This is a genomic window from Paenibacillus phytohabitans, from assembly GCF_013141775.1.
GTDB classification, from domain to species: Bacteria; Bacillota; Bacilli; order Paenibacillales; family Paenibacillaceae; genus Paenibacillus_AQ; species Paenibacillus_AQ phytohabitans.
The window spans coordinates 61,432-82,036 of sequence record NZ_WHOB01000037.1 but is presented as its reverse complement, the minus strand read 5'-3'; the positions used below and the strand labels follow the sequence as shown (position 1 = coordinate 82,036).

The 20,605-nt window shown below is 49.7% G+C and carries 21 protein-coding genes; 18 read left to right on the top strand and 3 right to left on the bottom strand.

The features are described from left to right. The first annotated feature begins 132 nt into the window (after positions 1-132). Positions 133-3,051 (top strand): S-layer homology domain-containing protein, encoded by a 2,919-nt coding sequence (locus GC101_RS13795; protein ID WP_171717728.1) that lies wholly within the window; start codon positions 133-135, stop codon positions 3,049-3,051. A gap of 70 nt (positions 3,052-3,121) precedes the next feature. Here the strand turns inward: GC101_RS13795 and GC101_RS13790 are convergent, their stop codons facing one another. Continuing rightward, the gene (locus GC101_RS13790) at positions 3,122-3,898 is read right to left on the bottom strand and encodes an isocitrate lyase/PEP mutase family protein (RefSeq protein ID WP_171717727.1); all 777 of its coding nucleotides are present in this window, start codon (positions 3,896-3,898) and stop codon (positions 3,122-3,124) included. Next, positions 3,882-4,952: a bifunctional transcriptional activator/DNA repair enzyme AdaA gene (locus tag GC101_RS13785; protein WP_171717726.1), complete on the bottom strand. Its 1,071-nt coding sequence runs from the start codon at positions 4,950-4,952 to the stop codon at positions 3,882-3,884. Before GC101_RS13785 ends, GC101_RS13790 begins: the two co-directional genes overlap by 17 nt. Positions 4,953-5,164: 212 nt before the next feature. Here GC101_RS13785 and GC101_RS13780 point away from each other — a divergent pair, with 212 nt between their 5' ends. From GC101_RS13780 to GC101_RS13750, 7 genes are all read left to right on the top strand, one after another. Next, entirely contained in the window at positions 5,165-6,310 is a 1,146-nt protein-coding gene (locus tag GC101_RS13780) for a hypothetical protein (RefSeq protein ID WP_171717725.1), read from the top strand. Between the two features lie 186 nt (positions 6,311-6,496). Then, positions 6,497-8,020, top strand: coding sequence for a malate dehydrogenase (quinone) (gene mqo, locus GC101_RS13775; RefSeq protein ID WP_171717724.1), 1,524 nt, complete (start codon positions 6,497-6,499; stop codon positions 8,018-8,020). 146 nt (positions 8,021-8,166) lie between these two features. Beyond that, complete coding sequence (locus GC101_RS13770) at positions 8,167-9,423, top strand: acyltransferase family protein (protein ID WP_171717723.1); 1,257 nt, start codon at positions 8,167-8,169, stop codon at positions 9,421-9,423. A gap of 104 nt (positions 9,424-9,527) precedes the next feature. Next, on the top strand, positions 9,528-10,382 hold the full coding sequence (locus GC101_RS13765; protein ID WP_171717722.1) for an ABC transporter ATP-binding protein: 855 nt from the start codon (positions 9,528-9,530) through the stop codon (positions 10,380-10,382). Then, the gene (locus GC101_RS13760; RefSeq protein ID WP_171717721.1) at positions 10,375-11,031 is read left to right on the top strand and encodes an ABC-2 transporter permease; all 657 of its coding nucleotides are present in this window, start codon (positions 10,375-10,377) and stop codon (positions 11,029-11,031) included. The genes GC101_RS13765 and GC101_RS13760 overlap by 8 nt, the downstream gene beginning before the upstream one ends. Next, the gene (locus GC101_RS13755) at positions 11,028-11,393 is read left to right on the top strand and encodes a GntR family transcriptional regulator (RefSeq protein WP_042140539.1); all 366 of its coding nucleotides are present in this window, start codon (positions 11,028-11,030) and stop codon (positions 11,391-11,393) included. The genes GC101_RS13760 and GC101_RS13755 overlap by 4 nt, the downstream gene beginning before the upstream one ends. 130 nt (positions 11,394-11,523) lie before the next feature. After that, entirely contained in the window at positions 11,524-12,030 is a 507-nt protein-coding gene (locus GC101_RS13750) for a hypothetical protein (protein ID WP_171717720.1), read from the top strand. Between the two features lie 27 nt (positions 12,031-12,057). Here the strand turns inward: GC101_RS13750 and GC101_RS13745 are convergent, their stop codons facing one another. Continuing rightward, positions 12,058-12,687 carry a pentapeptide repeat-containing protein gene (locus GC101_RS13745; RefSeq protein ID WP_246354327.1) on the bottom strand — a complete coding sequence of 210 codons (630 nt, stop codon included), beginning with the start codon at positions 12,685-12,687 and terminating at the stop codon, positions 12,058-12,060. Positions 12,688-12,838: 151 nt separating this feature from the next. On the opposite strand from GC101_RS13745, the gene GC101_RS13740 reads away from it, so the two are divergent. The 10 genes from GC101_RS13740 (at position 12,839) to GC101_RS13695 (ending at position 20,528) form a co-directional block, all read left to right on the top strand. Continuing rightward, on the top strand, positions 12,839-13,282 hold the full coding sequence (locus GC101_RS13740; protein ID WP_171717719.1) for an SMI1/KNR4 family protein: 444 nt from the start codon (positions 12,839-12,841) through the stop codon (positions 13,280-13,282). Continuing rightward, a complete protein-coding gene (locus GC101_RS13735) occupies positions 13,272-14,480 on the top strand; it encodes a hypothetical protein (protein ID WP_171717718.1) in 1,209 nt (402 codons plus the stop codon). The genes GC101_RS13740 and GC101_RS13735 overlap by 11 nt, the downstream gene beginning before the upstream one ends. 31 nt (positions 14,481-14,511) lie before the next feature. Further along, complete coding sequence (locus GC101_RS13730) at positions 14,512-15,084, top strand: hypothetical protein (RefSeq protein WP_171717717.1); 573 nt, start codon at positions 14,512-14,514, stop codon at positions 15,082-15,084. Between the two features lie 68 nt (positions 15,085-15,152). Further along, the gene (locus GC101_RS13725; RefSeq protein ID WP_171717716.1) at positions 15,153-16,163 is read left to right on the top strand and encodes a hypothetical protein; all 1,011 of its coding nucleotides are present in this window, start codon (positions 15,153-15,155) and stop codon (positions 16,161-16,163) included. Positions 16,164-16,177: 14 nt separating this feature from the next. Continuing rightward, complete coding sequence (locus GC101_RS13720) at positions 16,178-16,924, top strand: hypothetical protein (protein ID WP_171717715.1); 747 nt, start codon at positions 16,178-16,180, stop codon at positions 16,922-16,924. A gap of 42 nt (positions 16,925-16,966) precedes the next feature. Next, on the top strand, positions 16,967-17,377 hold the full coding sequence (locus GC101_RS13715) for a DUF4303 domain-containing protein (RefSeq protein ID WP_171717714.1): 411 nt from the start codon (positions 16,967-16,969) through the stop codon (positions 17,375-17,377). Next, the gene (locus GC101_RS13710; RefSeq protein ID WP_281365874.1) at positions 17,353-18,405 is read left to right on the top strand and encodes a sigma-70 family RNA polymerase sigma factor; all 1,053 of its coding nucleotides are present in this window, start codon (positions 17,353-17,355) and stop codon (positions 18,403-18,405) included. Before GC101_RS13715 ends, GC101_RS13710 begins: the two co-directional genes overlap by 25 nt. A 76-nt stretch (positions 18,406-18,481) precedes the next feature. Next, complete coding sequence (locus GC101_RS13705; RefSeq protein WP_171717712.1) at positions 18,482-18,904, top strand: VOC family protein; 423 nt, start codon at positions 18,482-18,484, stop codon at positions 18,902-18,904. A 178-nt stretch (positions 18,905-19,082) separates the two neighbouring features. Then, a complete protein-coding gene (locus GC101_RS13700) occupies positions 19,083-19,490 on the top strand; it encodes a collagen-like protein (RefSeq protein WP_171717711.1) in 408 nt (135 codons plus the stop codon). A gap of 102 nt (positions 19,491-19,592) precedes the next feature. Beyond that, the gene (locus tag GC101_RS13695) at positions 19,593-20,528 is read left to right on the top strand and encodes a LytTR family transcriptional regulator DNA-binding domain-containing protein (RefSeq protein WP_171717710.1); all 936 of its coding nucleotides are present in this window, start codon (positions 19,593-19,595) and stop codon (positions 20,526-20,528) included. The last annotated feature ends 77 nt before the right edge of the window (positions 20,529-20,605 follow it).

Below are 20,605 nucleotides of genomic sequence, written 5' to 3'. Positions count from 1 at the left end.
AAAATATTGTCAATTGCCCTGGACCTATTGTAAAATCAAGAAGTTGTCGAATTATGGTTTAAAATACCATCATTGGGACTCGGTAGAGCGACGACGCTTCTGATTTTTTAGAGAGAGAAGGGGGAAGAAACAATGTTATTCCAAGCAACACGCCGTAAACTCAGTCTGGTGATTGTGTTTGCCCTGTTACTAAGCACCCTTACGCCACATATGGTGTTTGGGCAGGCCGCTCCGTTCAAAGACATTGCAGGCTCTTATGCGCAAAAGGAAATTCAATCATTAACTGAAGCAGGAATCATCTCCGGGTATGAAGATAACTCTTTTAAACCAACAAAGGCGATGTCGCGCGCCGAACTGGCGAAGATCATAGTCCTATCTTTGGGTCTAGAAGTAAACGGCAATCAAGCCGCACCGTTTAAAGATGTTGCCGCGAACAGCTGGTATCGCGGTTATGTAGGGGCATTGGTAAAGGCGGGCATTACGGAGGGGACATCGGCGACCACCTTCAGTCCGAATTCTAATGTTACCCGTGAAGAGCTGGTCGTATTTTTCATCCGGGCTTTCGAATTGGATGAAACGGCGAAGAAGCTTCCGGTGGATAACAAGCTGTCAGATATCGCAGAAGTATCCGAATGGGCAAAAGCACAAGTATCCCTTGCCTTCAAAAATGGATTCATCAATGGTGTCCAAGGCAGTGACGGCACGCTGAAATTCAAACCGAAAGAGCGTGCGGAGCGCCAGGCTCTGGCTCGTCTGGCTTATGAATTCACAACCAATAAGTCAGTATATGTCGACAAATCCAAACAGCTTCTTGCTGAAGAGACGAATAAGGGTAAGAATCCTGAGGTTACCCCTACTGTCACCCCTGTGGTCACCCCGGTACCAACTGACCGTGGAACCTCTGTGTCAGCACCGGCGCCGGGGGCTCCAGGACCGGGAACGCCAGCGTCAGCAACACCAGCACCGGGAACGCCTGAACCGGCAACACCAGCACCGGTGAAACCGACACCAACGCCGACACCTACACCTCCTATACCGGCAACCCCGGCACCGGTATCAGCACCAGCTCTTCAGGTTGTGGTGAAGGGAGAGAATACAGATGCTATTTATGTGGAAGAGCAAACCGAAGTTATATTCCGCTCATCGATTAATGCAGCAGAAACGGTAAGTGCTAGTGTTTATCAAGTAGATGACAGCGGCAAAGTGATTTCACAAATCATCTCGCTGTACGATGACGGTTTGGAAGTCCATGGAGACAGTCTTGCGGCAGACGGGCTCTACAGTGGCAAAGCTGTATTGACTGAAAGCACAGAGGGTTACATAAATCTGCAGGCGTTTGCAGGAGATGTGCCAAGCAGCGCGGTCTTCAAATTATCTGTAATGAAGCATCTTACGGATGAACAGCTTGCACAAACAGAAATCATTGAAAATAATACACAGAGTAAGGTTGATCAACTAGCTGCTTCATATGGTGATTTGCAAAAAGCAAAAGAAGAAACGGTGGCTTGGCTTCAAACGCAAGACGAAGTAGAACATGCCGGGCTTTCGGGTGACGGAGGAAGCATCTGGTATTTGCTGGACAATGGGATTCTAGGGGGAATATCTGCAGCGCCCGAGAATACCAAAGGGCTAAGCAGCACCTTAGAAAAGGCTGCATCGAGTACGGTATTGGCGGCTGAGGCGCTGACGCAAAACGTGGAACAAACCGTGAGTACCATTGGAAGCCAGCGGGTTGCAGTAGTTTCTCCGTTTTTCGGCACACTTCCGTCCTCGACCGTGTATGACGCGGTATATCATAGCTTTGACCAGTCCAGTTACCCTTTCCTGGTGGAAAGAGTAAAGGACACGGCAGCGGGTGTTAACTTCTTTAAAGGGCTGAATCAATATGGCGTTGTGGTCTTGGATACTCATGGAGATACTTACTATGATGAAATAGTGCTCCAAAAGCTCCATAATAAATACGGCATTGATTTCAAATATGCAGGACCGCAGGTCATGTTCCTGACAGGGGAAAAGGCAACGACAGAGAACAAAAAGACATATGAGCTGGACTTGAAAAAGGGAAGACTGGCTATTATATCCGGTTATTATGCTATTACGCCTTCTTTTATTACACGGTACAACGATATGCTTCCTGATACCATTGTATATAATGGCAGCTGCCGCAGTGCTTACAACGATTCAATGGCAGATGCCTTTATCAATAATGGTGCTGCAACTTATTATGGATATACCGATTATGTAAAGCTTGCTTATGATCAAGCTATTGCTCAATCTGTATTCACCGCTTTAATCGATGAGAACATGACCACCGCAAAAGCCTTTGAGGCAGCAGTGGATGCCCATGGAGCAAACGATGGACTGGCAGCATTCGCCATGAAAGGCAGCAGCATTGGCGCTAAGACCGAAGGGGTCATCAACGGAACCTTTGAGAACGGAAGCTGGACCGGCTGGAATGGAAACGGCGATGTCCGGGTAATCTCCAAGCTGGGGCCGCTTAAGCCGACAGAGGGGAACTACATGGCTATTATCAGCACAGGCCTTGGGTTTGAAAACAATGATCAAGGAGGATATGACTACAATTCGGATAGTTATATCGAGCAAAGTTTCATTGTTCCGGCAGGAGCAACAACCCTATCGTTCGATTACAATTTCATTTCTGAGGAACCAAAGGAGTACGTTGGAAGCAAATACAATGACACCTTCAGAGCAACGGTAACTTCCAGTGTATACATCAACACGGCTTCCCTCATTACCTCTCACTTGAATGGCGGGAATACAGTAACCTCTAGTGTCTATGGCAGTGAGTCCGTTATTGTCGGCACTGAGTCCATTAATGAATCCACAGCCTATTGGATTGATGAGAACCAAGTAGCCATTGATTTCTACGGCGGGGATCATACAGCATACATGACGAATTGGAAGCATGTACAATTTGATGTAAGCCAATTTGCGGGCATGGGCTCCATCGTCCTTCGGTTCCACGTTTGGGATCAAGGTGACAGTGTCTACGATACGGCAGTGCTAATCGATAATGTAATATTAAAATAATCAAAAAACGGCTGGATCAGGGAAACCTGACCAGCCGTTTTTTTGGGGATCTCCTAGGTTAGGATGATGACTATTCCTGTAAATCCAGGGCTCTCACAGTAGCTTGTTTTAAGGCATCCATCAAAATCAAATAGGGACGCGGACCGTAGCTGATGCGGGCAACGCCTAACGATGCCAGTTTCTGGAGAGGGGGTGAATCCGGGGAGATCATAACGTTAACAGGTAGTGAAGACTCCTGGCATAATTTCTCGATCAGCATTTCATTACACAAGCCCGGCACGAAGATTCCGTGAGCGCCGGCTTCGGCATAGGCGTGTGCCCTTTGAAGGGCAGCTTCCAGGTGAGTCTCATCATGCTCGCGGGCGGCGGTCTGTAAGAAGATATCGGTACGAGCATTAATAAAAAGAGGAATCGATGCCTCCTCAGCGGCTTCCCGCACAGCTGCGATACGCAAGACTTGCTCCTCTATGGAGTGTAGTCCCGGTTCATGGATCTTCTGATCTTCAAGATTGACGCCTACGGCTCCGCACCCGATGATTCTCAGCACATTGTTCTTGATAATCTCCGGAGAAGGTCCATAACCGCCTTCTATATCAATGGTAATGGGCAGATCTACACTATTGCTAATCCGCTGAAGATTGGATAGAACGAGCTCGAAAGGAAGCTTCTCCCCATCATCGTATCCATGCGCTGCAGCTACAGACCAACTGCCGGTAGCAATAACCTGGCCCCCCGCTCCTTGAATAATTTGTGCGCTTCCGGCATCCCAGGCATTGACGAGGACTAGCGGGCTGCCGCTTCTGTGCAATTCGTGAAGCTTCCGTGCCTGTTCAAGTTGACTTTTCATTGTATTGACCTCCGATTTTCTCATGATTTAGCAGCCATTCTTTGCGTGCGACTCCGCCGCCATACCCGCCGAGTTTGCCGCTGGTGTTAATTACGCGATGACAGGGAATGACGATGGCTATTTGATTGGCTCCATTCGCTTGTGCTACCGCACGATAGGCGGCGGGCTTGCCAAGCGCCAGTGCGATATCTGCGTAAGAACGGGTTTCGCCCGGTGGAATTTTCTTTAGCTGTTCCCACACGCTCTTCTGAAAAGGCGATCCCACCAGATGGAGAGGCGTCTTAAATTCGGTTAACGTTCCCTCAAAAAATTGACTCAGCTCTCTCTCCATCGACTGAATGGGGGGTGTCTGTCCGGGTATAATCGCCGCCTTTAATCTTGTCCTTAACCGTTCAACCTCGCGTTCCAGACCCCGGCGGTCTACGAACTCCAGGAGATACAGCCCACTGTCGTCCGCTACTGCCATCATGGGGCCGAGCGGCGTGTCCAGCCACGATGCTCTAAGAATAAGGCTATCCTCTAACCGAGTAGGCGCTGCGCCCATAATGCGGGAGAAGGCATCCCGGAATCCGCTGCTGGAATCATAGCCGGAGGCTAATTGTGTATCGATAATCTTCCCTCCCGACCGGATGCTCTTCAAAGCGAGTCCCATTCGACGGGACCTGGCGTACTCAACGAAGGTCATACCAAAGCGCTTTTTAAATTGACGGCGGGCAGTGGATTCATCAATGGATAGCTCTTTGAAGTCTTGTCCCTTCCAGCGCTTCTCCGGGTTCTGCTCAACGGCCTCGACAAGCAGCCGGACGATATCAGAGACATGATTGGGATGCGACAAGGGGCGGCAGCGCTGACAGGGGCGGAAGGAAGCCAGCAGTGCCTGCTGCGCGGTCTCGTAGAACTCACAGTTATCGTACTTTGGTTTCCTGGCGGGACAAGTCGGACGGCAAAATACGCCGGTGGAGGTGACGCCGACATAGAAGACACCTTCGTAGTCAGATTTTTTCTCGAGCAGAGCTTGATAATATTCGGCTTTACGTTCCTCATTATGGATCATGATCACACCTACATATTTAAGGATGAGTTTAGTATACCCCTTGCTAACGATGACCGTAGCCGAAAATCAGGCACTTATTTTGTATTCGAATGGGGAAACACTGGCTTGTGCGTTTTGCTGCAGCGCTAGTGTCTCTCTTATTTTATGATTAATGGTAATGATTTGAAATTGGTATTTAAGAAATTCTTAACCATGAAAGGTAGATCCAACTTATGAATGACAACAACATCACCCGCTTAGCCCAAGCGACAATAAGGCTTGCACGCCCTGTGCTGCTTGGCCTAATCATTGCCATGGCGGCCAGCAGCCTTGCAGCCTGCAGCAACTCCTCTGTAAGTGAGACAGCGGGCATGTCTGTGCAGCCAACCCAGGAAACACCAGTGGTGACGCAAGCCTCCGGCAGCATCTATCTGTACGGTGAAGCACATGGCAATGCCAAGACTATGGACAAGGAGTATGAATTATGGTCTGAATACTATCATAACGAGGGTATGAGACATTTGTTCGTCGAGCTGTCCTATTTTACCGCTGAATATTTGAACCTATGGATGCATTCGGACAATGACGAACTTCTGGAGCAGATTTATGAGGATTGGGAGGGAACCGCAGTTCATAGTCCATATACCAAGGCCTTTTACCAAAAAATAAAAAGCGAGTGTCCTGAGACGGTTTTCCACGGCACAGATATCGGGCATCAGTATGATTCGACCGGGAGCCGGTTCTTATCTTATCTTGAGGCTAACGATCTGACAGGATCGGAGAAGTATACTTTAACAAAAGAAGCGATCCAGCAAGGGCGGTTATTTTACAGCAAGGATGATGGCGTATACCGGGAAAACATGATGACTGCAAATTTTATCCGTGAATTTGAAAAGCTGGGCAGTGAGAGCGTCATGGGCATTTACGGCTCAGCACATACCGAGCTTGATGGAATGGACTATAGTACCCAATCCGTCCCTTGTATGGCCAATCAATTACAGAAGCACTATGGCGTTAACCTTCATAACGAAGACCTAAGCAGGATTGCTAAAGATATTGAACCTACCAGAGTAGATTCCATTACCTTGCAGGGCAAGAAGTATGCAGCATCGTATTTTGGAAAGGAGGACTTGAGCGGGTTCAAGGATTATGCCTATCGGGAGTTTTGGCGGTTGGAGGATGCGTATGAAGATATTAAAGACCTGCCACAGGTGGACAATGTTCTTACTTACGAGCAATATCCAATGCTGATTGAAACAGGCCAGGTTTTTGCAATCAGCTACACCAAAACAGACGGATCAGTGAAAAAAGAATACTATTCGTCTAACGGCAAGAATGAGGAAGGCGTGTATTCAACACAGCAATTCACCGCAGACTGAACGGTTAGGAAGCATTTCCATAAACATTGTTTTCATAAAATATTAGATAAATCTTAAAATTTATATTCAATAGTGATACACTAAGATCAGAATTGATCCCAAGCAGGTGTGTGGCCAAATTATGCGTGCCAGAGCAGGAGTGCCTGCATCCTTCCTGCAAATCGTAGGGTAGAAGGACGGTAGAATATGAGCAACCAACAGACCAAAACAGATGTGATTTTAATTGGTGCCGGAATCATGAGTGCAACACTGGGTTCACTGCTTAAGGAATTAGTGCCTGATTGGAGAATCACTGTGTTTGAGCGGCGTGCGGGTGCCGGGGAGGAGAGCTCCAATGAATGGAACAATGCGGGAACGGGGCATTCTTCATTGTGCGAGCTTAACTACACCACGGAGCAGCCGGATGGATCTATCGACATTAGCAAGGCTATCAAGGTGAATGAGGAGTTTCAGTTCTCGAAGCAATTCTGGTCTTACCTGGTGAACAGCAGACGCATACAAGATCCGCAGGAATTTATCGTACCCGTACCACATATGAGCTTTGTCGAAGGACAGACGGATGTAACCTTTTTACAAAAAAGATTTGAAGCGCTTTCAGGACATCCGCTGTTTCAAGGCATGGAATTCTCCGCTGATCCGGCGCAGCTGATGAAATGGATTCCGCTTATGATGAAGAACCGGACACTAGGCCAGCCCGCGGCGGCTACCCGGATGGAGTCGGGAACAGATGTCAACTTCGGCGCGCTGACACGCATCCTGTTCGGCCACTTGCAGAGCAACAACGTCGATATCCGGTTCAACCATCAGGTTGAGGACCTTAAGCGCACGAAAGACGGCTCCTGGGAGCTTAAGGTGCGGAATGCCGGCAACGGCGCTGCTGAGCGGCATACGGCGAAATTCGTCTTCATCGGGGGCGGGGGAGGAAGCCTGCACCTGCTGCAGAAATCCGGTATTCCGGAGGGCAGAGGGATTGGCGGATTCCCGGTAAGCGGACTGTTTATGGTGTGCCGGAAGCCGGAGATTGTGGCGCAGCATCATGCCAAGGTATACGGTAAAGCAGCGGTCGGTGCTCCCCCAATGTCTGTTCCGCATCTGGATACAAGGGTGATCGACAAGCAAGAATCGTTGTTCTTCGGACCGTTTGCCGGCTTCTCGCCCAAGTTTCTGAAGTATGGTTCCATGTTCGATCTGGTCACCTCCGTTAAGCCGGGTAATCTCGTCACGATGCTGGCGGCAGGCGCCAAGAATATGCAATTGACCAAATATTTGATCGGGCAAGTCATGCTGTCGAAAGAGCAGCGGATGGAAGCCTTACGGGAATTTGTTCCGAACGCCAAAAGCGGGGATTGGGATCTGGTGGTGGCGGGCCAGCGTGTACAGATTATTAAAGATACGGCTGCCGGCAAAGGTACACTTCAATTCGGTACGGAAGTAATCAGCAGTGCCGATGGCTCAATAGCCGCATTGCTGGGCGCTTCTCCTGGGGCCTCTACCGCCGTTTCTGTCATGCTGGAGGTCATCAGCAAATGCTTCCCGCAGCATATTGAGGCCTGGGAGCCGAAGATCAAACGAATGATCCCTTCCTACGGCCTGTCTCTGCAGGGCAACACAGAGCTCTTGAACAAAATCAATACTTTAGCAGCAGAGTCGCTAGGGCTGACGAATGGACCAGGGGAGCCTGTGCAGCAGATTAAGGTAAAGCATTCATAGGAGCAGGTGAGAACTTTCCCGGTGCGGAAGGTTCTTTTTTTGTGCGCGGAATTATTCCCTCGAAGCGTTGAAGGGTTTTTCTATTATTTATGGAAATATGTGAGTGCCTGGAATCAAGTTATTGAGGGAAAGAGGGAATGTAGCTGATGTCCAAGATTCAGTTAGGCCGTACCCGGTTAGCAGGAGCGGATGGCATTCGTGCGATCGCCTGCCTGTCCGTCATCCTGCATCATCTGTCACAAAAGCTGGCGATGCCCGCACAAAAGCCCTGGCTTCAAGAAGTGCAGTCGGTGCTCTTGCTTGGGAACAGCGGGGTCAGCTTGTTTTTCCTGTTAAGCGGATTTTTGCTGTCGTTCCCCTTTTGGAGCGCTTACCTGGAAAATAAGCCGTATCCGTCCATCCGGACGTATGCCGTACGCCGCGCTGCAAGAATTATGCCCGGCTTCTATGTATCATTCCTGGTTTGTCTGTTGCTCGTATGGAGGCTGGACATTCCTACGGAGTTCCTGTGGCGGCGAATCCTAACGGGATTCACGTTTACGTCAGGCTTTCACTATACAACCTTTTTCCCGTCTGACTTGAATGGGCCGTTCTGGTCGATCAGCTTCGAGGTGTTTAGCTACTTGCTTATGCCTGTGTTTATGGCTGTATTGTTTGTGCTCGGCAAGCGGCGTTCGTTCGGAAAAGCGATCTTGTTCTGGGTGGCCGCGTTTGGATTGGTGCTTGCCATAAACTCCCTCGTCCATCAGTGGTTTACGCCAAGCGGGCAGGGCCGGGGCTGGGATTATGGCCAGATTGGCGGTGCAAAATACTGGATGCCGAATTACAATCCGGTCGGATTCTTCGGCCACTTCGCTATCGGCATCCTGGCTGCCGGTATAACGACCGCGTTCATGCAGCTTGGTGCTAAGGTGGAGCGGTTACGCAAGCTTGGGGTGTTCGATGCAGCCGGAGCCGCCGCTTTGGGTCTTGCCGGTCTACTAATCTGGCGTATGCGCCACCAGGGCGAATTTGACTTCAGCCTCCAGCACCAGCCCTATTACTTCCCGGCTTATGCCATTTTGTTCGGAATCGTACTGCTGTCAGCACCGTTCAGCGTGATCGTAGGGCGTTTGCTGGATAACCGCTTTTTCCGGTTTACCGCGAAGATTTCGTTCGGCCTGTATATTTGGCATTACTTGTTCATCACACTAATCGAGAAGTATGGCATAGCGGATTATCACTATTCCGGGATTAGGGATGTGTGGCGCTGGCTCGGCATCAGTGTAACCGTCCTCGGCATCTCGTATGCGGCGGCGGCAGTCTCTTATTATGTCATAGAGCGGCCGTTCATCCATTGGTCCAAAGGCATGCCGTTCTTCCGGCGCAAGCACAAGGAGGCATCATCGGTTAGTGCCGCATAAGTCAGCGCTCATGCTGTGCTGCTTGTGGTACCCGTTGACTTTTGCCAAGGACTCGTGATACATTGTGTATATACGGAATACACAATTTGTTGAGGAGGTAGGGTATGCTGGCATTAGATATTCGAAATTTAAATAAAAAATATCCGCACTTTCAGATCAAGAATGTATCTTTTCAATTGGAGAAGGGCTATATTATGGGGTTCATCGGGGCCAATGGCGCCGGTAAAACGACCACGATCAAATCGATCTTGAACATGGTTCATGTCGATAGCGGCGAGATATACATTCTTGGCAAGAATATCGCTGATCACGAGATTGAATTGAAGCAGGAAATCGGATGCGCATTCGGTGATATTGATTTCTATACACGCAGCAAGATCAAGACACTGACCGATATTACCAAGAAGTTCTATAAGAATTGGAATGATGAAACGTACTACAATTATCTCAAGCGGTTCAAGCTGGATGAGAACAAAAAAATAGCGGAGCTGTCCCGGGGAATGAAGGTAAAGTACAGCTTGGCCCTTGCTTTATCGCATGGCGCAAAGCTGCTCATCCTGGATGAACCGACCAGCGGACTTGATCCGGTCTCCAGAGACGATCTGCTCGATATCTTTCAGGAGCTCATCATTGGCGGCGAGATCAGCATTCTTTTCTCTACTCATATTACCTCCGACTTAGAACGATGTGCGGATTATATAACCTTCATTGAACAAGGGCAAATTATTGCCAGCTCCGAGAAAAACGAATTAAAGGAGTCCTACCGTTTGCTCAGCGGCAGCGAAGCCCAATTAAGCGAAGTGAAGGAGCAGTTGATTTCATACAAAATCAACTCGTTCGGCTTTACCGGATTGATTCATACCAAAGACATTGATCCATCCTCCAGCCTGAGGGCAACCACGCCGAGTCTTGATGAAATCATGATCTACTTTGCGAAAAAGGAGAATGTATATGTATAATTTGGTGATAAAGGATTTGAAATTAGGCGTAAACCCGTGGTTCTTCGTATTACCCTTAATTATGGGGGGATTGATGCTTATTCCCGGTTGGGTCTACTTTATCGTCCCGCTGTATTTCTGCTTCATAACGATACCGAACATGTTTGGCGGATTCAAAAGCCAGAATGATCTGATGTTCAGCACATTGATGCCCGTGACCAAAACAGACATCGTGAGTTCCCGGATAATCGTTGTCGTCATTCTTGAACTCATGCATCTTCTCGCTGCCATGGTCTTCAGTATATTTACGTTTCGCTTGTACCCTCATCTGACTTACATTTTCTATCCACCGCATATGGGTTTTTGGGGCTTATGTTTCATCATGCTGGCCATCTTCAACATCCTATTTATATCCATGTATTACAAGACGGCGTATAAGTATGGCGCGGCAACGACCGCATCCACCACGGCTGCTATACTATTTGCCGGATTGGCCCAATGGGCCGGAATCCAAAGTCCTTGGGTAAATGACATTTTCTATGGCTCCGGGACGGATAATACGGCGCTGCAGCTTTCCATTCTGATCGCAGGTATTATCATTTTCATTGCATTCACGCTGATTGCCTATAAGATAGCGGTAAAGAGATTTCTGAAAGTGGAGATATTATGAATGTAACAATTTCGAATACATCGGAGAAACCGATTTATCAGCAGCTGTACGAACAGATCAGTGCACAAATTCTGAAGGGAGAGCTGGAAAGCGGATATTGTCTGCCGCCCATCCGGCAGGCAGCCCTGGAGCTGCATGTTAGTGTGATCACCGTTAAGAAAGCCTGGGAAGAGCTTGAGCGAAGCAGTCTGATCAACACGGTAACAGGTAAAGGATGTTTTGTAGCCGAATTCTCGCAGGAGGAGATGCTGCGGATACGCAATGAAATGATCCTGAAGCAAATGGAGAGCGACACCTCCTACTACAAGTCCTTTGGCCTCACCCTGGATGAAGTGATGGGTCTGCTGAAGAAGATTTATTGACAGCTAAAGCCGGTATAAGCAAAACGCACAAGCCATTCGCTTGTGCGTTTTGCTGTAGCCGGGCTTGGCTGTAGCGCTTAATCTATGATTAAGGGTAGTAGGCTGGAGCTATTGTAACGGAGGTGAATTCATGAGCTTCAAAAAACTTCTTTTTATAGGCAGTGCCGCGATAGTATTGATTGTGGCGGCAGGGTACGTCTTTACTGATATGTACTACAGGGCGAAATATGATATTTTCAAGGAGCATTCACCTTTGTTTGAAGCTGTGAAAGATGAGGCCGAGCGACTGATGAGTAAGCAGGAGGGACGGAACGATACCGGAGTTACGATACTCTATGATAACGGCGGCAACGCTTCTGTAGATTACTTCGATGAAATTGTGAACGCGAGCCTGCAGAGCAAGCTCCGTGAGCTTGATGTATTGTCAGAAGGCAAGCTGAGTATTCTGCGATACAGCAAGCAGGACGGACAGAGTCTGATTCAATTTTTGTTTGACTGGGAGAGCGCCTATGGGAAACCCTATGATATTGTGTATTGCGAGAGTCGCGATATACTCGTAAATGATTATGACAGTGATACTACTGAATACGTGCTGGATAAGCTGAAGGGTAACTGGTATGGGATGGCGCTGAAATAGCAGGCTGCTCATTGCTTCAAGCAGACATCATTCATAGATTTTGACATTGTCCAGTATCGTATTGCCCCAAACAGGGAGCAGGCCTGCCTCTCCCGTAAAGCGGCTTCCGGCTACCGAGCCGTCCTGAAAGAAAGCTCCATCAAAGCTGCATTCCTCGAACCGGCAATACAACAATAAGGCACCGCGAAAGTTAGCGTTGGCAAAACGGCAGCGTGTAAAGGATACATCGTTCGCTATCACTTTACTTAAGTTGCAGCCTGTAAAATCGCAATTGGTAAACTCCTTGCTGATCCTGGCATTATTCAGCTTGGCTCCCCGGAAAGAACAGTGGCTGAAGGTATGAGTCACATATCTGCTATCCAGTTTAACCCCGTCAAAGCAACAATTTGTAAAGGTTGAGGTGTTCAAGCTTGCAGAATCATCGAAACGTGCATAAGACAGATCGGCATCCTGTACTGTAAGGTATTGTATGGTCTCAGTCAGGGTAACTCCCCGGTAATCCTCAAGCCCAGCCTCATTTTGCCCATAGGGGGAGGATGGAAAAGAGCGGTCTTTTTGATGCAGATTAGGTTTGCCTGTAACAGCGGCGAGTAGCCGGTTCACTTCATTAAGCTGGTCATCGTTCCATCTTGCAATGAGTGACTTCTTGTTCAACATAGATCCTCCTCTGATGCATAGTTCTTATGGCGATTATACGTAATAATGCTGACTTTGCCAAAAAAGGTAAAAAGAGCTCCATACAGTTTATATAATTAGTATGACTGTAGCCAGAGGCGCAGGATTACCTGTGGCTGGAAGGAGATTATCTATGAAGGATGCGTTAATGAAGCGATTGGAAGTTTTTCTCCACCGGGAGGATAACAGATCATTACTAGGTATTCCGGCGAGCCCAGAGGAAATCGTTAAAGCACAGCAGCAGCTGAATGTAAGCTTTCATGAGGACTACATAGACTTTATCAAAATGTTTGGGGGAGCATATGCAGGTCTTGCAATACATGCATTTTCGAATGGCTCTAGCCTCGGGAACGAAACAGTTGTTGATTTGACGCTGGGGTTCCGGGAGCAATTTAAGAACCATCCTTTTGCAGAGCTTCTAGCAACCTGTTATGTTATTTCCATGGATGGCTCCGGCGATCCGATACTCATTGATCCGGCAGGAAAGGTTACCATCTGTTATCACGATAGCGGGGAGAGCAAGCTATTAGCAGACTCTTTCGAGGAATTGATCGAGGATAATTTCTATGAATGGTGATAACCAAGCTCGTCCTCCTGCCGGTTCGGTTAGAGAAGCTGGCCGTTATCCCATCGACCTGACAGGCCCGCGAAGTCACACTCTCGCCATTCAGCCCGGTGTGGGCAGTCTTTCCATCGGACCTGCGGAATTGGGGAAGAAGGCCGAGCTTCATGTTGAGCCTGACGCGCAGATTGATTGGACCGTATTCGATGCCTTCGCCACGCCGGCCGGCTCGCCCTGGCCGCGATTTCTACACTATACAGGAGATAATACGGGCTTCTTTGACTGGGCGCGGAAACGTCCGGTTGAAGAGCTGACGTGGGCGCCAATCCTGTCTGCAGACATGGCAGCAGATGCCAGCCAGTCTATTATTCATGGCTTGCATATCGAGCTGGCCCCGTCCGGGGGTCACCTGAGCCTGCGGCTTCCGGAGCGGGATTTCCGCCTGAGTGTGTCCGGTAATCTATCACACTTGTCGGCTACGGGCGGTGTGCCATCTTCTCTGACACTGGCGCCACGCACTAGCAGGCGCAAGAATGATGCTCCGTTCCTGCTGCCCGGCCTGGGTGAATTGCACCAAGTGACAAGCCTGACGCTACAGAATGCGCCGCTGGGGCAGCCCATCTCGCTGGAGTGTCTGGACCGGTTCCCGAACCTTGCCTCACTGAGCTTGTGGGGGGACTTCTGCGGCCTGGACCTGTTGGCCCGTCATGTCCGGTTAAGAAATCTGGAGCTGCGTTTCATGCCGGATTTGGGAGATTTGCCGCCTCTGGATGCCTGGCCGCAGCTTGACAGATTTATTGCCTACAATGTGGAAGAGCTTGCGGGCAAGCGCCTCAGGCAGCAAATGAAAGCACGCGCTAACACCCGCCCGTGGACCGAGCATGCTTCGGTGAGCCAATTGCGAAAGCCGGAGTGGTGGACGGCCGAGTATGGCCGCCCGTTCTCGTCCTGGCCTAAACGTCTGGCCAAGCTGGCTAACGAAGCGTACAGCGCTGCCCAGGCAGCGTTGGCGAAGGCCCGCAGCTTCCACGATGCAGAGGCTGCCATTACTGCTTTTACCGTACGCTTCAATACCCTCAAGGGCATCGAAACCACAGAACGCGAAGACCTTAGCGAAGCGGTATGGCAACTCAGCCAGTCTGAACATCTAATTGGCCAGCCTGTAACAGAGGAGATGGCCCAGCGCTGGTTCGATGCAGCGCGCGATTACTGAAGAATGAGGACATGAAGGAGGGGTTCACCCCGTGGGGAGATCATTTGCAAATTTGCATATCAAGTCGAACAATCTTGAGAAGACTGTCGAGGCTTTAAGGGAGCTAAGCGAAGGGCATGCTTCAGTGTTAGGCAAGTCAAAGGACGAGGCTCCAGAGAGCAAAGTTGAAATGTATGTAAGCAAAAGCAATGAGAACTGGATCAGCGTGCTCCATGACTATTTTGTATGGGGTACGGTCAAGGAGATCGGCAGAACGCTGTCCCGGCTTACCCGAGAGCCAGTGATGACTGCCGGATATATAAATGAGGAGATATTCGAGCTGTCGTTGTTCGAGAATGGAGACATTCAGGCTGAAAGAATCTTTTGTGAGCAGTGGACGAGGGATGAATATGAACAACTCCGGGAAGAGCGGATTAATGATGATTACTTGCAGCAGGCGCTGGATATCCGCCATGAGGATTTTGACGGCTTTATTGGGATTACCAGCCCGGAACAAGCCGTAGATAAGCTGTCAGAGCTTGGAGGCATGTCTTTGTGGTGCGATTGGGAGTGGGTCCCGTACGAAGAAACGCTCGGAGAACGCTTCAAGAAATATGAATTTTGAAGGAGTGCCGGTGAATCAGAAATGGACAAATGAAAGCATAGCGGATTATATAAATAGGAGGATCACGTGTGCGGAAAATATGGAAAAAACGGATTCTGATCAATAATCCGGCTACGCTGGACCGGATACAGATGGAGCAGGATTTGCGCAGTGGCAATCAGGTCATTGTACAGTTCTCACACCCCGAGTTCTATGGCACTATATTGGAAGAAGTGGATGAGCTTTGTGCGCGCTGGGATGAGAATTTCGGAGTTCGCTTCTATGCCCACTATTCGCTGTCTTTTGATTGTCATACGCTCTTGCGGGTCCCTAATGTCAAAATGCTGCACCTCGATAGCCTCACTCAGGCCCATCACACCGATGCCTTGGACCACTTGGAGCACCTGCGCAGTCTAAGTATAGGCATATACGAGCTGGAGAACCCGGAAATTCTGGGGCTTGATACGTTGCGCACTCTGAATAAATTAACGATTATGTCGGATAAAAAGATGCTCAACCTCCAACATTTCAAAGAGTACTCTGATTTGGAGGAGCTTCATGTAGGGGGCAAGGTTAAAAACCTTGAGGCTATAGGTGATCTGGAGGACTTGAATTATCTCGCGCTGCATTCAGTCAGCAAGCAGCCCTTGCATTTCGTTAACCGGCTGAGGAAGCTGGAGCATCTGCGCATTCTGCTTGGAGGCCGGGAGAATATTCAGGAAATTGAAGAGAATACCATCGGGAACCTGGAGATCACCCGGGTCCGGGGTTTTCATGATCTGACTAATATTACGGCCTTTCAAGGACTGGAGAGACTTGTGATTGAGGATCAAATCCAGCTGCATACAATCAGCTTTGACCGGCAAATGAATGAACTGGAGGAGCTGTCGATCAGGAATTGTAAAGGCTTAACCCGTCTGACGGGAATGGACCAGCTGCCTTCGCTGCACACCCTTCGCATTCTCGGAACAGCGATCGATTATGATTCCTTTATCCATCAGAAGCTTCCGGGTTCATTATCCTCTGTAGAGTTTGCAACGTTCAAAAGTAAAGCAGACCGGGAAATACAGCAATCCTTAGCGGCACTGGGTTATCAATAAAGGGGGAAGTATTTATGTACATCGTATCCCGGCCTAAACCGCTCTCTGAGGGCCAGAACCAGGTGCTTGCGAAGGAAGCTGCTACTGTGTATCCACCAGCATACCTTCGGTTCTTGCAGCGATTCGGTGAAGGGACTTATAGAGGGTGGATGAATGTCCAGTTTCCGGATGCGGAGGTCCTTAAGCCTTTTGCGGAGTACGGGTTATGGGAGCATGACGATGACAGTCCTATTACTGAAGAGCAGATCGGCGAGTGTATTGTTATAGGCACAACGGTGGATGGTGATTTTCTGGCCGTGCATCCCCGGATGGCCGGTCTGCTCTGGCTGCCCCGGCATGCGGAGCGCGTAGAGGCGATTTCCCTGCAGGCACGGGAGCCGGAAGATGAAGCGATGTACGCCTTGGTGCTGGACGAAATATATCGCCAGGTGTATGGGAGAAGCCAGGAGGAGCCCGTCTATTATGAACCGTGGACGGGTACCCGGAGCCATCACTTTCTGCGTTTGCCCCAAGGGCAGGGACTGCTTACGCTGCCCGGACTGGCCGAATTATGCCAAAAGGAATTTCCGCCGGATTTGTCCATTGAGAATGCCTATGCCTGCTTCCTGTTCTACCGGCAGCTGGGCGGCTATGTACGATTGAATTATGCCTACCAGCAAGAGGTGGCTGTCTTCTATGAACAGGATGCAGAGCAGGCGTTTGCTGTTATGGAGCAGTGGCTCTTGTCGAATGGGTGCGAAGCGGTTTCAGACAATAACTGATCATCTGGGTGCTGCCCGGCTAACGGAAAGGAGAGTCATGCCATGAAGCCGATGCAAGCAATGGAGTCGCTGACGTTAGCGATTGCCGATGCTGCCAGAACGTCTTTTCGGACTCTTTTTGAAAATGGTGAACGTTACTATTACTGTACGCTATATACTACCGGCGAGGGACATGCGCCAAGCCTCTCCGCCTGGTCATGGGAGGCTTTGGAGCGGGAAGCAGCCAGACAAGGAGAAGAAAGCGGCGCGCCGGAAGCAACGATTGCGGAGCTCATCAAATGGTCCTACGCCGATTCACCCTATTGTTGCTACGGGGATGAGAATTTTGGCGGCGTCAAACAATTGTTTATGGAGGTCATGCCGCCGGATAAGATCAATACTGAAATCGCCCTGCGCTTGAACCATGCGGATTCTCCGGCTATGCAAGCCTGGCTGGCGGAAGCCGCCGAGTAGCAGCATCCGCTTCCGGCAACTCTAGCCGACCCCAAAGGAGGAAACGTAATATGAGCCAAAAGCATGGAATAGACATGCTTGAGGAGCTGCGCTCTGAACTAACCGGATATTGTTACCGGATGATGGGGTCCATCTTTGAAGCAGAGGATGCTGTGCAGGATACCTTGCTCCGCGCCTGGCAGAGCTGGGACCAGATCCGGCAGGATTCTTCGCGTAAGTCCTGGGTGTACCGGATTGCCACTAATGTTTGCTTGGACAGGCTGAGGAATGCCAAGCGGCGGGCACTTCCGATGGATCTCTCTGAACCCGCGGCTATTATTAAGGAGCCCAGTGACAGCTTGCCCCGGAATTCCTGGATATGGCCGGCCCCCGATAATGCTACCGACCCGGCCAACATCGTGGTCAGCAGGGAGACCGTCCGGTTATCCTTTATTGCGATCCTGCAAATACTGCCGCCCCGGCAACGCGCTGTACTGATCCTGCTTGATGTCTTCCGGTGGTCGGCTAACGAGGCAGCACATGCGATGGGAATGACCACGGCAGCCGTCAACAGTGCTGTGCAGCGGGCCCGGTCGGGTATCGCCCGGTCCAATCTCCGGTCCGAGGAGTTACAAGGGGGAGATGCCCAGGCAGATCAACAAGTGCTTGCAAGTTATATGGAAGCCTTCGAACAGTATGATATTGATGCATTGTTGGCCTTATTCCACGAGAACGGCAGCTTGTCGATGCCGCCATTTACGATGTGGGTTCGCGGCAGCTCTAATCTGTCGTCATTCTACACTATTACACGCAGCCATTGTTTGGGCTCCAGATTGCTGCCGGTCCGGGCTAACGGGGATTGCCCCGCTTTTGCCCAGTATGTACCCGCCGGACCGGATGGAAGGCTGGTTCCGTGGAGCATTCATATTCCGGAGCTGAAACAGGGGAAGATCGCTCATATCCATCATTTCATTGATCCTGAGTTATTTCTGCGATTTGGATTACCGGCAGATTTGGACGCGAGGCAGAATTTTTCAATCGGCCGATGAGTTTGCGGCGGCCTTATCGTCTATACTAATGAATCACAAATGCGGGTTCAATCCAAACTCAAGGAGGAACAATCTTATGACGGTAAAACTTACCCCTTACATTACTTTGGAGGGCCGGGTAAAGGAAGCCATTCAGTTCTATGAACAAGCCATCGGCGCACAAGTCCTCTCTATGATGACTTACGGTGACATGCCGGACATGCCGGGCACATTCACGGACGATCTGAGGAGTCTTGTAGCACACGCCAAGCTAAAGGTTGGAGGTACGGAGCTTATGTTATCCGATGCTCCAGGCGGTTCACCTGTCGAAACCGGGAAACGGGTTACTATCTGCGTTACAACGAATGATGTAGAAGAATCCAAGCGGATCTATGAAGCCTTGCGGCAGGAGGGTCAGGTCAATATGCCGTTTAAAGAAGAACCCTTCAGCCCCGGGTTTGGTGATGTAACGGACAAATTCGGCGTGACCTTTCAAATATATACGGAGCTTGAAGACTGAATGACGGATAAGGAGCTGCACCCGATGAGGGTGCGGCTCTTTTTTGATAGTTGTGGAGTTATTCTGTGTGAAGTCTGAATTTACGTCAGGCGCATGTTACTATGGGCATCCGCCCAAGCGCCTTCTCCGCGAATGCATATGATGATTATGCCTACTCACTTGAAAGGAGCGATCACATATGGGGTTTTTTCCAACACCGGGAACCGGCGGAGGATTTCCGGGGATTCCGGGAGGACCTGGCGTGCCGGGAGGACCTGGAGGACCTGGATTTCCAGGTGGAGGTCCCGGAGGATTTCCGGGGACTCCGGGACCTCCGGGAGGCGGACCGGGGGGCGTTCAAGCGCCATCGGCCCCTCCACCGCAATTCGTACCGCAAATGCCGGCTACCACTTTCGCCATCGACGCCGGGGGAATCAGACGATGCCTGTTCCGCAACACATACATTTGGCTGAACAACGGTGAGCAATTCTGGTTCTTCCCGATATTCGTCGGACGCAGTTCAATTGCAGGGTTCAGATGGACCGGTTTCTTCTGGACGTACTTCGGCATTGATCTGAACCGGGTCAGCTCGTTCACCTGCTTCTAATAAGGCAGACAACAAAGAGAACAGCCCTTATGCTGTTCTCTTTGTTGCGGTACTTATATAATTGGCATATATATCTATAGCAGCAATGACCAGGAGGACGGTATGCAATTTCAACCCATGTATGAAGGCGGGGAATTATTCCTGCCGGAGATCGAATTCAATATGACACCGGGCCAGCCGGTTGGCATTATAACGGACTTGAAGCGGAAGCAGCTTGTAATGAATCAATTAGCGGAGCACGCCGGGTTTTATTTATTTCGGGTGCAGCAGGGCGAGTACATGCGTTTAACGGTAGAGGAGCTAATCACATTTTTAATTCATGTGTCGGAGAGGAAGGAGCATGCCGCTTCGCTCATGGAGTATTTTGCATTAAAAGAAGAACGGAAGGTAAAAATCAAGGATCTCAGCCCGTCCAAAAGGGTGTATGTAACCTTGCTGCGTGTCTTTTTTGCGTATCAGCCCGCACTTGTCCTGGAGGAGCCCTACTTTTACCTGGAAGAACAGGACCGCCGTCAATTCAAACGGATTCTGGATGACTTGTCGAGAGAAAAGCAGCTTTTAATTCTAACTTCGAATTTAGAGGATGCCCTGATTTCCTGTGATGTCATTTACCGGTTGAACGGGTCCGGATTCCATCCGCTCGATATCCGGGACTCCGAAGAGGACAAGCAGGATGTACATAAACAGGACGAGCCTAATATCACCTTGCAGAAGATCTCTACCAAACGCAATGACAAGGTGATTTTATTTAATCCGCCTGAGATCGATTTTATAGAAAGTGTAGAGGGTTCGATTCTTGTTCATGTGGGCGGGGAGAATTATGACTGTGCGCTGACGCTGACCGAGCTGGAGCAGAGGTTATTGAATTTCGGGTTCTTCAGGTGTCACCGCTCCTACATTGTTAATCTGCAAAAGGTAAGAGAGATTATTACCTGGACGAAGAACAGCTACAGCCTGCGGTTAAACACAAGCCAGGATGCCGTGGTTCCGTTATCCCGCTCGAAATTGCAGGAATTAAAGACACTGCTGAACATTTAAAGGGTACCATTCAGCCGGTTACAGCTACATTTCGGCGGGTTTTGATGGCAGGAAGCATGCATTCTTTATATATTTAT

What these genes read in the sequence shown, in the direction of transcription:
- GC101_RS13750 (WP_171717720.1), top strand. Translation starts at nt 11,524, where the DNA reads ATGAGCTTCAAAAAACTTCTTTTTATAGGCAGTGCCGCGATAGTATTG.
- GC101_RS13755 (WP_042140539.1), top strand. Translation starts at nt 11,028, where the DNA reads ATGAATGTAACAATTTCGAATACATCGGAGAAACCGATTTATCAGCAG.
- GC101_RS13770 (WP_171717723.1), top strand. Translation starts at nt 8,167, where the DNA reads ATGTCCAAGATTCAGTTAGGCCGTACCCGGTTAGCAGGAGCGGATGGC.
- GC101_RS13745 (WP_246354327.1), bottom strand. Translation starts at nt 12,687, where the DNA reads ATGTTGAACAAGAAGTCACTCATTGCAAGATGGAACGATGACCAGCTT.
- GC101_RS13760 (WP_171717721.1), top strand. Translation starts at nt 10,375, where the DNA reads ATGTATAATTTGGTGATAAAGGATTTGAAATTAGGCGTAAACCCGTGG.
- GC101_RS13740 (WP_171717719.1), top strand. Translation starts at nt 12,839, where the DNA reads ATGAAGGATGCGTTAATGAAGCGATTGGAAGTTTTTCTCCACCGGGAG.
- GC101_RS13735 (WP_171717718.1), top strand. Translation starts at nt 13,272, where the DNA reads ATGAATGGTGATAACCAAGCTCGTCCTCCTGCCGGTTCGGTTAGAGAA.
- GC101_RS13780 (WP_171717725.1), top strand. Translation starts at nt 5,165, where the DNA reads ATGAATGACAACAACATCACCCGCTTAGCCCAAGCGACAATAAGGCTT.
- GC101_RS13720 (WP_171717715.1), top strand. Translation starts at nt 16,178, where the DNA reads ATGTACATCGTATCCCGGCCTAAACCGCTCTCTGAGGGCCAGAACCAG.
- GC101_RS13785 (WP_171717726.1), bottom strand. Translation starts at nt 4,952, where the DNA reads ATGATCCATAATGAGGAACGTAAAGCCGAATATTATCAAGCTCTGCTC.
- GC101_RS13695 (WP_171717710.1), top strand. Translation starts at nt 19,593, where the DNA reads ATGCAATTTCAACCCATGTATGAAGGCGGGGAATTATTCCTGCCGGAG.
- GC101_RS13795 (WP_171717728.1), top strand. Translation starts at nt 133, where the DNA reads ATGTTATTCCAAGCAACACGCCGTAAACTCAGTCTGGTGATTGTGTTT.
- GC101_RS13765 (WP_171717722.1), top strand. Translation starts at nt 9,528, where the DNA reads ATGCTGGCATTAGATATTCGAAATTTAAATAAAAAATATCCGCACTTT.
- GC101_RS13715 (WP_171717714.1), top strand. Translation starts at nt 16,967, where the DNA reads ATGAAGCCGATGCAAGCAATGGAGTCGCTGACGTTAGCGATTGCCGAT.
- mqo (WP_171717724.1), top strand. Translation starts at nt 6,497, where the DNA reads ATGAGCAACCAACAGACCAAAACAGATGTGATTTTAATTGGTGCCGGA.
- GC101_RS13790 (WP_171717727.1), bottom strand. Translation starts at nt 3,898, where the DNA reads ATGAAAAGTCAACTTGAACAGGCACGGAAGCTTCACGAATTGCACAGA.
- GC101_RS13700 (WP_171717711.1), top strand. Translation starts at nt 19,083, where the DNA reads ATGGGGTTTTTTCCAACACCGGGAACCGGCGGAGGATTTCCGGGGATT.
- GC101_RS13705 (WP_171717712.1), top strand. Translation starts at nt 18,482, where the DNA reads ATGACGGTAAAACTTACCCCTTACATTACTTTGGAGGGCCGGGTAAAG.